The 15,115-nt window shown below is 44.6% G+C and carries 15 protein-coding genes; all 15 read left to right on the top strand.

What is annotated here, in order from left to right; translation table 11 throughout:
- Positions 1-2: 2 nt before the first annotated feature.
- The 15 genes from hscA to VTAP4600_RS11555 all read left to right on the top strand — a co-directional run bounded on the left by hscA (position 3) and on the right by VTAP4600_RS11555 (position 15,085).
- Positions 3-1,856 carry a Fe-S protein assembly chaperone HscA gene (hscA, locus tag VTAP4600_RS11625; protein WP_102522947.1) on the top strand — a complete coding sequence of 618 codons (1,854 nt, stop codon included), beginning with the start codon at positions 3-5 and terminating at the stop codon, positions 1,854-1,856.
- Between the two features lie 24 nt (positions 1,857-1,880).
- Positions 1,881-2,219: an ISC system 2Fe-2S type ferredoxin gene (gene fdx / locus VTAP4600_RS11620; RefSeq protein ID WP_102522946.1), complete on the top strand. Its 339-nt coding sequence runs from the start codon at positions 1,881-1,883 to the stop codon at positions 2,217-2,219.
- Positions 2,220-2,352: 133 nt separating this feature from the next.
- A complete protein-coding gene (gene iscX, locus VTAP4600_RS11615; RefSeq protein WP_102522945.1) occupies positions 2,353-2,553 on the top strand; it encodes a Fe-S cluster assembly protein IscX in 201 nt (66 codons plus the stop codon).
- 191 nt (positions 2,554-2,744) lie between these two features.
- Entirely contained in the window at positions 2,745-4,034 is a 1,290-nt protein-coding gene (pepB, locus tag VTAP4600_RS11610) for an aminopeptidase PepB (RefSeq protein WP_102522944.1), read from the top strand.
- A 78-nt stretch (positions 4,035-4,112) separates the two neighbouring features.
- Positions 4,113-4,544 (top strand): nucleoside-diphosphate kinase, encoded by a 432-nt coding sequence (ndk, locus tag VTAP4600_RS11605; protein WP_102522943.1) that lies wholly within the window; start codon positions 4,113-4,115, stop codon positions 4,542-4,544.
- Between the two features lie 217 nt (positions 4,545-4,761).
- On the top strand, positions 4,762-5,880 hold the full coding sequence (rlmN, locus tag VTAP4600_RS11600) for a dual-specificity RNA methyltransferase RlmN (protein WP_102522942.1): 1,119 nt from the start codon (positions 4,762-4,764) through the stop codon (positions 5,878-5,880).
- Between the two features lie 36 nt (positions 5,881-5,916).
- Entirely contained in the window at positions 5,917-6,681 is a 765-nt protein-coding gene (gene pilW, locus VTAP4600_RS11595; RefSeq protein ID WP_102522941.1) for a type IV pilus biogenesis/stability protein PilW, read from the top strand.
- The gene (rodZ, locus tag VTAP4600_RS11590) at positions 6,662-7,687 is read left to right on the top strand and encodes a cytoskeleton protein RodZ (RefSeq protein WP_102522940.1); all 1,026 of its coding nucleotides are present in this window, start codon (positions 6,662-6,664) and stop codon (positions 7,685-7,687) included. Before pilW ends, rodZ begins: the two co-directional genes overlap by 20 nt.
- 8 nt (positions 7,688-7,695) lie before the next feature.
- Positions 7,696-8,820 (top strand): flavodoxin-dependent (E)-4-hydroxy-3-methylbut-2-enyl-diphosphate synthase, encoded by a 1,125-nt coding sequence (gene ispG / locus VTAP4600_RS11585; RefSeq protein ID WP_102522939.1) that lies wholly within the window; start codon positions 7,696-7,698, stop codon positions 8,818-8,820.
- A gap of 64 nt (positions 8,821-8,884) precedes the next feature.
- Positions 8,885-10,153 carry a histidine--tRNA ligase gene (hisS, locus tag VTAP4600_RS11580; protein WP_102522938.1) on the top strand — a complete coding sequence of 423 codons (1,269 nt, stop codon included), beginning with the start codon at positions 8,885-8,887 and terminating at the stop codon, positions 10,151-10,153.
- Positions 10,154-10,165: 12 nt separating this feature from the next.
- Entirely contained in the window at positions 10,166-10,780 is a 615-nt protein-coding gene (locus VTAP4600_RS11575; protein WP_102522937.1) for a YfgM family protein, read from the top strand.
- Between the two features lie 12 nt (positions 10,781-10,792).
- A complete protein-coding gene (bamB, locus tag VTAP4600_RS11570; protein ID WP_102522936.1) occupies positions 10,793-11,950 on the top strand; it encodes an outer membrane protein assembly factor BamB in 1,158 nt (385 codons plus the stop codon).
- A 142-nt stretch (positions 11,951-12,092) separates the two neighbouring features.
- The gene (gene der, locus VTAP4600_RS11565) at positions 12,093-13,580 is read left to right on the top strand and encodes a ribosome biogenesis GTPase Der (protein WP_102522935.1); all 1,488 of its coding nucleotides are present in this window, start codon (positions 12,093-12,095) and stop codon (positions 13,578-13,580) included.
- Between the two features lie 63 nt (positions 13,581-13,643).
- Entirely contained in the window at positions 13,644-14,546 is a 903-nt protein-coding gene (locus VTAP4600_RS11560) for a metal-dependent hydrolase (RefSeq protein WP_102522934.1), read from the top strand.
- A 311-nt stretch (positions 14,547-14,857) separates the two neighbouring features.
- A complete protein-coding gene (locus tag VTAP4600_RS11555) occupies positions 14,858-15,085 on the top strand; it encodes a zinc ribbon domain-containing protein (protein ID WP_102522933.1) in 228 nt (75 codons plus the stop codon).
- Positions 15,086-15,115: the final 30 nt, after the last annotated feature.

Here is a 15,115-nt window from a genome sequence, read left to right as displayed (position 1 = left end):
CCATGGCATTACTTCAGATAGCAGAACCAGGCCAAAGCTCTGCACCGCATGAACAAAAACTAGCCGTAGGTATTGATCTCGGTACAACAAACTCTTTGGTTGCGTCGGTACGCAGTGGTGAAGCGAAACCTTTACCTGACGAAAGCGGTCACAATATATTACCTTCTGTCGTGTATTACGGTGAAGGTGAGTTAAAAGTGGGGGCGGCCGCTCGCTTTCACGCTCAGAGTGAACCGACTCAAACCATTATTTCTGCAAAGCGTTTAATTGGACGTTCTCTTGCTGATATTCAGCAACGTTACCCAACTTTACCTTACCAGTTACGTGCTAGTGATAACGGGTTACCCTTGATTGAAACACAACAAGGAGACGTAAACCCGATTCAAGTTTCAGCAGAAATCCTAAAAGCACTTTCGGCTCGAGCTGAAGCGAGCTTAGGTGGTGAGCTTAGTGGTGTGGTGATCACCGTTCCTGCTTATTTTGATGATGCCCAGCGAGCAGGCACAAAAGATGCTGCTCAGCTAGCCGGGCTAAAAGTTTTACGTTTACTCAACGAACCGACTGCGGCGGCAATTGCCTACGGCTTAGATAGCGCGCAAGAAGGTGTGATTGCGGTATACGATTTAGGTGGCGGTACGTTTGATATTTCCATTCTACGCTTATCTAAAGGTGTGTTCGAAGTACTGGCGACAGGGGGTGACTCAGCCTTAGGCGGTGATGATTTTGACCACTTGATTGCTGAACATCTTAAGCAGCAGATGGGTCTAGAAGACGCACTCTCTGCTAGCCAGAACCGAGCGTTACTTGATGCCGCAACGGATGCAAAAATAGCATTGTCTGAGCACACTAAAGTGGGCGTTTCAGTATTGGATTGGCAAGGGGAGTTGACTCGCGAAACGTTTGAGTCTTTGATTCAACCACTGGTTAAGAAAACCCTATTGGCTTGTCGTCGTGCACTGAAAGATGCGTCAATTGACAGCGAAGAAGTACAAGAAGTGGTTATGGTTGGTGGTTCGACTCGCACACTCTTAGTACGAGATATGGTCGGTGATTTCTTTGGTCGAACGCCATTAACCAGCATTAACCCAGACGAAGTTGTTGCGATTGGGGCTGCGATTCAAGCTGATATCTTAGTGGGTAACAAGCCTGACTCTGAAATGCTATTGTTGGATGTGATCCCGCTTTCATTGGGGATTGAGACTATGGGTGGTTTAGTTGAAAAAATTATCCCAAGAAACACCACAATACCTGTAGCCAAAGCACAAGAATTCACCACATTTAAAGATGGTCAGACGGGCATGCTAGTTCACGTCGCTCAAGGTGAACGTGAACTCATCGACGACTGCCGATCATTAGCGAAATTTTCGTTAAAAGGCATCCCACCAATGGCGGCTGGCGCGGCACATATTCGTGTGACCTATCAGGTGGATGCTGATGGCCTATTATCCGTGACTGCGATGGAAAAAAGCACCGGAGTTCAAGCTGACATTCAAGTGAAGCCTTCTTACGGTTTAAGTGATGATGAAGTCACTAATATGCTAAGAGATTCGATGACGTTTGCGAAAGACGACATGCTGGCTCGTGCGCTTGCAGAGCAACGTGTTGAAGCTGACCGTGTGATTGAAGGTTTGCTAGCTGCATTACAAGTTGATGGAGATGATCTTCTCTCTGATGACGAGCGTCAGACTCTATTAGCTTCGATTGAGACACTCATCGTTCTTCGTAATGCTGACGATGCAGATGCCATTGAACAAGGTATCAAAAAAACCGACGCGGCAAGCCAAGATTTTGCTTCTCGCCGAATGGACAAATCGATTCGCGCTGCATTAGCAGGCCAATCTGTAGACAATATTTAATTTACTATTAATTGAGAATTTAACATGCCTAAAATTATCGTATTACCACACGCAGACTTGTGTCCTGAAGGTGCGGTACTTGAAGCTGAACCTGGTCAATCTGTTCTGGATGTGGCGTTAAAAAGTGGTATCGGCATTGAGCATGCGTGCGAAAAGGTTTGTGCTTGTACAACTTGTCACGTTGTCATTCGAGAAGGTTTTGACTCGCTTGATGAGAGTGATGAGCTTGAAGATGACATGCTTGATAAAGCGTGGGGACTTGAGCCTGAATCACGCTTAGGTTGCCAAGCAAAAGTCGCCAACGAAGATTTGGTTGTAGAGATCCCTAAATACACAGTTAACCACGCATCGGAAGAGCATTAAGAGTAACGAAGAAGACAGAATTTGCTTCGCTCATTAGAATACAGAGCTACTCAGTTAGCTTCTGTATTCTCAAGAAAGCCATTTCTGCCTTCGTCTTTCTCTCGCTTTATTTAAATTATAATAAGGACATTTTATGAGCCTAACATGGACAGATTCGCGAGAAATCGCGATAGAGCTTTGTGATTTATACCCAGATACTGACCCAAAAACAGTGCGATTTACGGATTTGCACAGTTGGATTTGTAACCTAGAAGACTTTGCTGACGATCCAAATCGTTCAAATGAGAAGATCTTGGAAGCCGTGATTTTATGCTGGATGGACGAAGCTGATTAGCCTTAAGGCTTGTTGGTGATCCGTGCTCTGCATTGAGTTAACACTATTTAGAAAAAACGAACCGTTTGGTTCGTTTTTTTTTGCAAACTGATATTTTCCAATGAACATAATGTTAACATCATTGAGTCAAATACTTAGACCCGTCATTCAACCAACAGCGTAACGTTAGCGCTGTTGTACAAGGAGAAAGCATGTCTACTCAAATGCCAGTATTTTTATCTCACGAAGCAGCACTTCCTCATTGGGGCGAAAAAGCCTTGCTGTCTTTTGGTGAGTCAGGCGCAACAGTTCATGTGACAGAAAACACGTTAGACAACGTTCAGCGCGCTGGCCGAAAACTCGATGGTCAAGGTATCAAAGTGGTATCACTTCAAGGTGATAACTGGGACTTAGAAACGATTTGGGCATTTTACCAAGGTTTCCGTAACTCAAAAAATTCGCATAAAGTCGAATGGCAACCGCTAGAAGACGCGGCTCAGTTAGAATTAAATGCTCGCATAAAAGCTGGGGATTGGGTTCGCGATGTTATCAATAAAAGTGCTGAAGAAGTGGCTCCGCGCCAACTCGCGACAATGGCGGGTGAGTTCATTAAATCACTGGCACCTAAGCACGTAACATTTCGCATTGTAAAAGATAAAGATCTACTTACCGAAGGCTGGACGGGTATTTATGCCGTTGGCCGAGGCTCTGAACGTACATCAGCCATGCTGCAATTGGATTACAACCCAACAGGTGACGAAAATGCACCTGTATATGCGTGTTTGGTTGGTAAAGGCATTACCTTTGATTCTGGTGGCTACAGCTTGAAGCCATCAGGTTTCATGGACGCAATGAAGTCTGATATGGGCGGTGCAGGTACCATTACTGGCGGGCTAGGTTTGGCTATCATGCGCGGTTTGAACAAGCGCGTTAAATTGATCTTGTGTTGTGCAGAAAATATGGTGTCAGGTCGTGCGTTTAAACTGGGCGACATCATCACCTATAAAAACGGCAAAACAGTAGAAATCATGAATACTGATGCTGAAGGCCGTTTGGTTCTGGCGGATGGTCTTCTATTTGCTAGTGAGCAAAACCCTGAATTGATCATCGATTGCGCTACCTTAACGGGAGCGGCAAAGAATGCATTGGGCAACGATTATCATGCGCTGCTTAGTTTTGATGACGAGCTTGCTCATCAAGCTCTATCTTCTGCAAACAGTGAGTCAGAAGGCTTATGGCCACTGCCACTGGCAGATTTCCATCGCAGTATGTTGCCATCTAATTTTGCTGATATGTCAAACATCAGCAGTGGTCAATATTCTCCGGGTGCAAGCACGGCTGCTGCGTTCCTATCTTATTTTGTGGACGACTACAAAAAAGGTTGGCTGCATTTTGACTGCGCTGGTACGTACCGTAAAGCGGCAAGTGACAAGTGGTCTGCAGGTGCAACGGGTATGGGTGTGCGCACTTTAGCTCGTGTATTGGTTGATCAAGCGAAATAAGACCTCATATAACAATAAAGGTGGGAAATGTTTTCATTTACCCACCCCATTATAACTACACAAAGTAAAGGACATCTTATGCCTATAGAAAGAACTTTCTCTATCGTAAAACCAGACGCAGTGAAGCGAGATCTGATCGGAGAAATTTATCACCGTATTGAAAAGACAGGGCTGAAAATTGTTGCTGCCAAAATGTTACATTTAACTAAAGAACAAGCGGCGGGCTTTTATGCTGAGCATGAAGGCAAACCGTTTTTTGAAGATCTACAAGCGTTCATGATCTCAGGACCAATCATGGTTCAAGTTCTTGAGGGCGAAGACGCGATTGCAAACTACCGTGAGCTAATGGGTAAAACCAACCCAGAAGAAGCAGCAACGGGCACAATCCGTGCAGACTACGCACTGAGCATGCGCCATAACTCCGTTCATGGTAGCGATAGCCCTGAATCGGCAGCGCGTGAAATTGAATACTTCTTTCCGCAATCTGAAATTTGTCCAAGATCAGAATAGCGCTATAGACAAAGCGGCGAGAGCTCTTTAAAAGAGGCTACGCCGCTTTGTTTTTCATCTCTAACAGCATGCACGCCCTCCTTATTTTATTCTGTGTAATTTTTAACCTTTCCAAATTAAATGCTTACTAATACCCTTAGTTTCTACCCCTTGTTGTTACTGGGTAAAGGCTGTACAATTCGCGCCCTTAAATCTTGTTCCGTTGTTGAGAGGCACCATGACCACAGCTAAAGTCAATCTACTCGATTTTGATCGTAAAGGGCTACGCAAATACTTTGTTGAAGAACTGGGTGAAAAAGCGTTTCGCGCTGATCAAATCATGAAGTGGATCTATCATTTCGGTTGTGATGATTTCGGCCAAATGAACAACATCAACAAAAAGCTGCGTGAGAAACTAGAGCGTGTTGCTGAAATTCGTGCACCTTATGTTTCTGAAGCGATGCACTCTACCGATGGTACGATTAAATGGGCAATGCGCGTTGGCGATCAGGACGTAGAGACCGTTTATATTCCAGATGAAGATCGTGCCACATTATGCGTTTCTTCTCAGGTTGGTTGTGCGCTTGAATGTAAGTTTTGTTCTACAGGTCAACAAGGCTTTAACCGCAACCTAAAGGTATCTGAAATCATAGGTCAGGTTTGGCGTGCAGCACGTGAAATTGGACTCCAAAAAGAAACCGGTCGTCGCCCAATAACCAACATCGTAATGATGGGTATGGGTGAGCCACTACTGAACATGAAAAACCTAATTCCAGCGTTAGAAATTATGCTAGATGACTTGGGTTTTGGCTTATCTAAGCGCCGAGTAACGGTCTCAACTTCTGGTGTGGTTTCTGGCCTTGACCAGATGACGGATGTGATTGACGTCGCGCTAGCTATTTCATTACACGCGCCAACGGATGAGTTACGTAGTGAAATCATGCCAATTAATGATCGTTGGAATATTGAGGAATTCTTGGTATCGGTTCGTCGCTACATCGCGTCAACTAACGCTAACCGTGGCCGAGTAACCGTCGAATATGTATTGCTTGATCATGTTAATGACGACATGCAACATGCAAGACAACTCGCAGAACTTCTAAAAGATACGCCTGCGAAGATAAATTTGATTCCATTCAACCCTTATCCTGGTTCACCATACCTTAAGCCAAGTAATTCTCGTATCGACCGTTTCATGAAAACGTTGATGGAGTATGACTTTACGGTAACCGTACGTAAGACTCGTGGCGATGATATTGATGCAGCATGTGGTCAGTTGGTCGGTGATGTGATTGATCGCACGAAGCGTACAAAAATGAAGCAAAATGGGGAACCAATTCCGGTCAAATCAATCTGATTAGATGATTGGCTCCCTTAACAGTAAGGGAGTGTGATGTTTGCTAGGTTTGTGTATATATTTCTAGTCTGTTTACTAGTAGGCTGTGTTACAGTTACTGATAGTCCAGTAAATGCTGGATTTGATAGACACAAAGCTGCGGAAGCTCGAATCAGTCTAGGGTTAAGCTATCTAGAGTCGCAAGACATGGTCAAAGCAAGAGAAAATCTTGAAATGGCCCTTAGTTACGCTCCAGATTATTATCGTTCTCTGATTGCAATTGCGCATTTCTACCAAGCGGTAGGGGATACGCAAAAAGCAGAAGACGCTTACCGAACAGCATTAAGGGAGTCTCCAAAGAATGGTGACGTGCTTAATAACTATGGTGCATTCTTGTGTAAAATCGGCCAGTATCAGAAAGCCGATGCATTCTTTAACCAAGCTATTGAGCAACCGTATTATTATCTGATTGCAGCTAGTTACCAAAACGCCGCTATGTGCGCGCTGAAAAGTGGCAATCGCGAGAATGCGGAGCACTATTTCCGCCTTTCTTTGGCTCACGACCCGTACCGAGTCGTTTCCATGCTTCAACTGTCGCAGTTAGAAGTTCAAAACGATCAATATCAATCGGCACGAGTTAGACTGTTGAAATTCCATAATCGGTTTGGATACAAACCAGCCAGTTTAGGTTTGCTCATTGAATTAGAAACAAAAGCGGGCAATGAAACCATGGCAGATCAGTATGCAAGCATACTGACAACAAAGTATCCAAACTCGATTCAATATCAGAAGTATGTCACGAATGAGTACGGAACAAACTGAGAATAACAATACAGCGCCAGTGCAACAGCCTGGGTCGGTATTAAAAACAAAACGCGAATCTCTAGGTTGGTCCCAACAAGAGATAGCAGACAGATTACGCCTTAGAGTCTCTGTCATTGAAAATATTGAAAGTAACGACTTTAAATCAGATCAAGTAGCCACCTTTACCCGTGGCTATTTGCGATCTTACGCTAAAGTTGTTGGCCTAAACGAAGAAGACGTACTTGGGTTGTTGAATGGATCTGGTAATGCAGAACACAAAGAACAAACCATGCAAAGTTTCTCTCGAAAAACCAATCGTGAAAAGCACAATAACCGCGTAATGATGGTGACATGGGGAATCATGCTTACTTTAGCGGGTATTTCGTCGGTTTGGTGGTGGCAAAATCAACAGCAAGATACCTTATCTCCTGCTGAAATCAGCGCTCAAGCCCCTATCGAAGATATCAACGAAAGCGATTTGCAAGCCTTTGTTGACACTAAAGAGCAACAACAGTTAGAAGCGACGTTAGCGCCTGAAATCTCGGAAAGCACCGTCGGTGATACTGCCTCAAGCGAGCAAGAGCCCCTAGCCGAAAGTGCGACAGCTCAAGACTTAACACCAGAGGCAACGCAGAAAGCATCAACAGCCAGTTCAAAACCTGTTGCGCCTGCGTTACCGCAAAAGAGTACATCAAAACAGACCTCTGAATCCGCGACTCAACCGCTTCAATCAAGCGTATCTGAGTCGAGTGCCAAAGCTGAAGACAAAACTATTGTGGCAGTGAATGCTCATCAATTAACGATGGAGTTTAAAGCAGATTGTTGGATCCAAGTGAAAGATGCAAGCGGCAAAACTCTATCGACTGGTGTGAAAAAGGCGGGTCGCAATATTACATTGAATGGCCAAGCACCATACAACATTATCTTGGGTGCACCTGAAGGTGTCACCATGACTTATGCGAACGAACCTGTTGACCTTTCTGGTTACAGTGCAGGTAAAGTCGCCAGATTCAAATTACCCTAGAAGCGATTATGCAACACGAATCTCCTATTAAACGTCGCAAGTCTACACGTATTTACGTGGGTGACGTGCCTATTGGTGACGGTGCCCCTATTGCGGTGCAGTCAATGACAAACACACGTACGACAGATGTAGCTGCAACTGTCGCGCAGATTAATGCACTCATCAAAGTGGGCGCTGATATCGTTCGAGTTTCGGTTCCTACCATGGAAGCGGCAGAAGCGTTTAAGCTGATCAAACAGCAAGTTTCTGTGCCTTTGGTTGCCGATATTCATTTTGATTATCGTATCGCGCTTAAGGTGGCGGAATACGGTGTTGATTGTTTGCGGATTAATCCGGGTAATATTGGCAATGAAAGTCGTATTCGCTCAGTGGTTGATTGCGCTCGTGACAAAAACATTCCGATTCGAATTGGCGTGAATGGTGGGTCATTAGAAAAAGACATTCAGGTTAAGTACACCGAACCTACAGCGGCTGCATTAGTTGAATCGGCAATGCGTCACGTTGATATTTTAGATCGAATGAACTTCGATCAATTTAAAGTTAGTGTAAAAGCATCCGATGTCTTCCTTGCCGTTGATTCATACCGACTGCTGGCAAAAGAAATCGAGCAACCTTTGCATTTAGGTATTACTGAAGCGGGCGGTGCTCGCGCAGGCTCTGTAAAATCGGCCGTTGGTCTTGGTATGCTGTTGTCTGAAGGTATTGGCGATACATTACGTATTTCATTGGCCGCCGACCCTGTTGAAGAGATCAAAGTAGGCTTTGATATATTGAAATCGCTGAGAATACGTTCTCGTGGTATTAATTTTATTGCTTGCCCAAGTTGTTCTCGTCAAGAATTCGACGTCATTAACACCGTGAATGCACTGGAAGAACGCCTTGAAGACATTATCACACCAATGGATGTATCCATTATTGGTTGTGTCGTTAATGGCCCTGGTGAAGCAGAAGTTTCTCATATGGGTATTGCTGGCGGTAACAATAAAAGTGCGTTCTATGAAGATGGTAAACGTCAGAAAGAACGTTTCGACAATGACGATCTTGTCGCGAAACTTGAAGCTAAAATTCGAGCAAAAGCGTCGATGTTGGATGAAAACCAACGTATCGATGTTACCCACGTGATCGACAAATAGTCGGACTTGGGTTTTAGAGCACAAATATATTTATCTCAATGAATTACTAAATACGGAAAAAACTGTGGCAAAGACTATTCAAGCAATTCGAGGCATGAACGACTGCCTTCCGACACAATCTCCACTTTGGCAAAAAGTTGAGAATACGGTTAAACATGTAGTCAGCGCATACGGTTACAACGAAGTTCGTATGCCTATCGTTGAGACGACGAACTTGTTTAGTCGCGCTATCGGTGAAGTAACCGATGTTGTAGAAAAAGAAATGTATACCTTTGAAGACCGTAACGGCAGTAGCCTGACACTACGACCTGAAGGGACGGCTGGTTGTGTACGTTCTGGTATCGAAAACGGTTTGCTTTATAACCAAGAGCAGCGTTTGTGGTACATGGGCCCTATGTTCCGCCATGAGCGTCCTCAAAAAGGCCGTTATCGTCAATTCCACCAATGTGGTGTTGAAGTGTTTGGATTGAATGGCCCTGATGTCGACGCCGAACTTATTATGATGACCGCGCGTCTTTGGCGTGAGCTGGGTATCGAGTCGCATGTGCGCCTAGAGCTTAACTCTATTGGCTCTCTTGATGCTCGCGCTAATTACCGTGTGGCATTGATCGAATTCTTAGAACAACACCTAGATGTATTGGATGACGATTGTAAGCGTCGCATGCATACTAACCCGTTGCGTGTATTGGATACTAAGAATGCGGATATTCAAGCGATCCTAGTTGATGCACCGCAACTATCAGATTACCTAGACGAAGACTCAAAAGCGCATTTTGCAGGTCTTTGTGAACTTCTTGACGCTGCAGGTATCGAATACCAAGTGAATCAACGCTTAGTTCGTGGTCTGGATTACTACAACCGTACCGTTTTCGAGTGGATCACTGAGAGCCTAGGTGCTCAAGGCACCGTTTGTGGTGGTGGTCGCTACGATGGTTTGGTTGAGCAATTAGGTGGTAAAGCTACCCCAGCGGTTGGCTTTGCTATGGGTCTAGAGCGTTTAGTCTTAATGCTAGAAGAACTCGACCTTGCTGAAGTACGTCGTAGTGTAGATGTATACATGGTGACGGCGGGTGAAGGTACCCAAATCGCGGCGATGAAATTAGCAGAACAACTGCGTGAAGAAGTTCCTGGTTTACGAATCATGACTCACTTCGGTGGTGGTAACTTTAAGAAACAATTTAAGCGTGCTGACAAAGTCGGCGCAGCAATTGCCCTAGTGCTTGGCGAAAACGAAATCGCGGAAAGCAAGGTCGTGGTTAAAGACCTAACTGGTGGTGAACAAACAACCGTTGCTCAAGCCGATGTCGCTGCGCAACTTAAGCATTTGATCTAAAGAGGACAGGACGTGGAACTCTACGATACTGAAGAACAACAAGTAGAAGCCATCAAAGACTGGTGGAAAGAAAATGGTAAAGCTGTTGCTCTAGGCGCAGTGGTTGGTCTGGGTGGTATTTTCGGCTGGCGTTATTATCAAGATATGCAGGTAAGCGCGCAAGATGCTGCTTCACAAGCTTATACTTCTGCATTAACAACACTTCAGGCTCAAGGTGCGGGTGGCATTGAAGCGACTCAAAACTTTATCGATGCCAATGGCGATTCTCAATACTCAGTATTGGCCGCTTTGCAGTTAGCAAAAGCGCAGGTCGACGACGGAGACTTTGACGCCGCATTGAATCAACTTGAGTGGGCAAAAAATAACAGCAAAGACGAAGCAATTTTGCCTGTCATTACGTTTAGAATTGCTCGCCTTCTTGCTGAACAAGAAAACTATGATAAAGCGTTTTCTGAGTTAGATGCGATTGCGAGTGCCGATTGGGCTGGGCGTATTGCTGAATTGCGTGGTGATATTCTATTGCGTCAAGGCGATGCAGAAGGTGCTTACACTGCGTATACAGAAGCTCAGCAGCAAACTGATGCTAGCCAAATGCTGAAAGTAAAATTGGACGATCTTGCCAAGTAAGGTGATAGATAAATGAAAAAGATGCTCAGTAGAGCGCTGGTGTGCGCCGTTGTTTTAGGCGGTGTCATTGGTTGTGCTAGTGAAGAAGATACCATTGTTATGGCGCCGCTCCCTGTCGTAGAGAGCCAGTTTGTCCCTAAAAGCGATTGGTCTGCTTCTGTTGGAGATGGTGTTGGGCATTATTTTTCTAAGCTAAAACCTGTTTACGCTTACGAAAAGGTATTCGTTGCAAGCCGTAATGGCGAAGTAAAGGCATTTGACCCTGAGAACGGTAAAGTTATCTGGAGTCAAAACCTTGAAAAAGTCAGTACTTCGCGCCTCTCTGGTGGTGTTACCGCATCTTACGGAAAACTGTACATAGGTACTGAAAACGGTGAAGTGATCGCGCTTGATCAGAAAACGGGCGAAGAGCTATGGCGAGTGCCGGTTGAAGGTGAAGTATTAGCCTCACCCGTGACCGACGCTAACTTAGTTATGGTTCATACATCACGTGGTGCATTGATCGCCTTAGATCAATCAAGTGGCGAAGAAAAGTGGACCATTAGCTCTGAAGTACCGTCGTTAACTTTACGTGGTGACAGTACTCCAGTGGCTATCTCTGGTGGTATTTTTTGGGGAACCGCAAATGGTCGCTTAGCGGCGGCAATTGTGGAACGTGGTCAGCTGATTTGGCAACAACCGGTTGGAACACCAAAGGGTTCTACTGAGATTGATCGTCTGGTAGATTCCGATACTTCTCCACTCATTATTGGCGGCATGCTTTATACCGTTGGCATCAACGGCCAATTGGTTGCAATTGACTTGCGTTCAGGTTCTCCGACATGGAAGCGCACGTATTCATCAGCAACCGATATGGCAACGGATGGCGATCAAATTTATCTCGTTACAGATAAAGACCACCTTGTTGCAGTTGATGCTCGAAGTGGGACTGAGATTTGGAGCAATGCAGAACTTGAATATCGTCAACTGACGGGCCCAGCTATCATTGACGGCAAGTTGGTCGTGGGTGACAGCGAAGGTTATTTGCATTGGCTTGATACGGAGTCGGGTGAGTTCTTGGCACAACAAATGGTTGATAGCAGTGGATTTGCTGTTGGCCCAATTAAGCTGGACGATGGTTACCTTGTAGTGACCCGTTCTGGTGATGTAAAGAAACTCCAGATTCAGTAAATAACGTGATACAATTCACATTCGGCTCTTGGCTTTTATAGGTCAAGAGCCGTTTTATTGATAATTAATCCATGTGGTTATAGGTAAATTAACTCAAATTTACCTATAACTACATCGTAGAAAAGACATTGTAGAGGTAATTATGACTCCTGTTGTTGCTCTGGTTGGGCGCCCTAACGTTGGTAAGTCGACGTTATTTAACCGTTTGACTCGCACACGTGATGCATTAGTTGCGGATTTTCCTGGTTTAACTAGGGATCGCAAATACGGTCACGCACATCTAGGCGAGCACGAATTTATTGTCATCGATACTGGCGGTATTGACGGCACTGAAGACGGCGTTGAAACCAAAATGGCAGAGCAGTCGCTCGCGGCGATTGATGAAGCTGACGTCGTATTGTTTATGGTTGATGGCCGAGCTGGATTGACTCCATCGGATATCGCAATCTCACAGCACCTGCGTAAACTTGAAAAGCCAGCCATGCTTGTGGTCAACAAAGTTGATGGTATTGATGCTGATGCAGCGAGCGCGGATTTCTGGCAGCTTGGTGTGGATGACATGTACCAAATCGCAGCGGCGCATGGTCGTGGCGTAACTGCGTTGATTGATCTTGCTCTTGACCCATTCGCAGAGAAGTTTTTAGCGGAATCTCGTGAAGGCATTGAAGACCTAACGGGCTTTATCGATGAAGACGAAGAACAACTTGATTACACTGAAGAAGAAGCAGAAGCTGAATTCCAACGTCTACAAGACCAACCAATCAAGCTTGCAATCATCGGTCGTCCAAACGTAGGTAAATCGACGCTGACTAACCGAATTTTGGGTGAAGAACGAGTCGTGGTATACGATATGCCAGGGACAACTCGTGATTCTATCTACATTCCGATGCAGCGTGATGAGCGTGAATACGTACTGATCGACACGGCGGGCGTTCGTCGTCGTAAAAATATCAATGAAACAGTAGAGAAATTCTCTGTTGTTAAAACATTGAAAGCGGTTGAAGATGCAAACGTTGTTTTGCTTATCATTGATGCTCGCGAGAACATCTCAGATCAAGACTTGAGCTTGCTTGGCTTTGCATTGAATGCGGGTCGTTCAATTGTTATCGCAGTCAATAAGTGGGATGGTCTAGACACTGAAGTGAAAGATCGCGTTAAGAAAGAACTGGATCGCCGTTTAGGCTTCGTTGATTTCGCTCGCATTCACTTTATCTCTGCTTTGCACGGTACGGGTGTTGGTAACTTATTCGAGTCAGTTCAAGAAGCGTATAAGTCAGCAACGACACGTGTTGGTACTTCCGTTCTAACTCGTATCATGAAAATGGCACAAGATGATCACCAACCACCAATGGTTCGTGGCCGTCGTGTTAAGCTAAAATACGCGCATGCGGGTGGTTATAACCCACCAATCGTTGTGATTCACGGTAACCAAGTGAATGAACTGCCAGATTCATACAAGCGCTTCTTGATGAACTACTACCGTCGCTCTTTGGAAATTATGGGTACTCCAATCCGTATTCGCTTCCAAAACAGTGAAAACCCGTTTGAAGGTAAATCAAACAAAATGACTCTTTCTCAAGAGCGTAAACGCAAGCGCTTGATGTCAGCAGTTAAAGGTCGTAAAAAGTAGTAACGACTCACCAATTTAAATAAGAAGCGCCCTTAACCGGCGCTTTTTTTATAAGGAAATTTTATGTCTGCTTACAAAGCAACCCAAGTCCATTTTTGTCACCAGACCTGGCAACTGACTTCTACAATCAGCAAAGTTGAATCTTGTGAAAATGGCGTGGATATTATTGTCGAACAAACCCCATTTCACCCAGTCAGTCACATATGGCCTGATCATCCAGCAGATAAGGGCAACCTATCTGTCGCGGGAAACCAATTTGAACTGACAAATTGTTTGGTTGGCGCTATTGAGTTGGAAACAGGGACATTGTTTGTTGATAAAGACATCCCCGTAAAAAGAGATACTGCGGGGTGGGTATTTGTTGTTGTTCACAGAATTGAGCCAATGCCTGAGACCGACCTTAACGACATCATTAAGGTCGGTGACACGATTGAGCTTCAAGTCGATAAAGCTTATCAACAGAGTCTGAGCCGTGGTCACAGTGCCGGGCATATTGCGTATCTAGCGTTAAATAAAGTATTGGCGCAGAGCTATTGGCGAAAAGATCCAGACCGTAAAGATCCACTCGGTCATCCTGATTTCAATAGTTATGCCCAGGAAACCAGTTTCATCACACCGGATAAATGCACAGACATCTATAGATTAGGTAAAACATTACGTAAACGCGGCTTAAACAGTGCGAATGTTTTAGCGGAGTTGTCGGACATTGAATATAAAATAAACCAACAGCTGCAATCATGGCTCGAATTTGGTGGCAAGGTAACCATGCGTTGCGACGGTAGCCATTTAACGGACTCTCGATACTGGGAATGTCAGTTGGAAGTCGATTTACATGCTTCCACACCTTGTGGTGGCACACATATTGACCAATTATCGGACTTTGGGGCTGTTGAAGTCGCACTTTCACTGACAGAAGAACAAAATATCGAAATGCAGACTTATGTAAAAGCAATTGATCGAATTTAATATTCTGTTTGAGTGGTATATATAGCTATATTGCAATATATTAAACTGCATGAAATCCAAAAGCAGGACATGTAACTTATGCTTTCGGGGTGTGGTTATATAAAAATTCTTTTTGGGGTAGATCGCTGATCATTACAGTCAAAGCAAATGATCCGATAAAGATCACTGTACGCGATTTCAACAAATTGAACAAAGAGTCGTCGTTCTATCTGGATCAAATTGCGGAAGCATATAAAATAATGTGATCTAGATCTTGTTATGTGCAGGACTGAGTCAAGGCGATCAAAATTGAAAACGAAAGGAAGAAAATAATGTCAGCGAATCAATGTCCGGCGTGTGAGAGCGAATTAGTCTGGAATAAAGGGATTTATCAATGTGAGGATTGTTCTGCGAGTTTTAAGAAAATAGGATTTTGTCCTGACTGCGAAGCGGAATTAGAAAAGCTGCAAGCTTGTGGGTCGGCAAGTCACTTTTGTCATCACTGCAATGAACTGAAATCCAAATCACGGGTACGATTTGAATTTCACAGTGCAGATTAAGGGCTCTCATTCTGAACAATTCAATCAGAG

It is taken from the genome of Vibrio tapetis subsp. tapetis, from assembly GCF_900233005.1.
Taxonomy (GTDB): domain Bacteria; phylum Pseudomonadota; class Gammaproteobacteria; order Enterobacterales; family Vibrionaceae; genus Vibrio; species Vibrio tapetis.
This window is presented reverse-complemented; position numbering and strand designations above follow the sequence as displayed.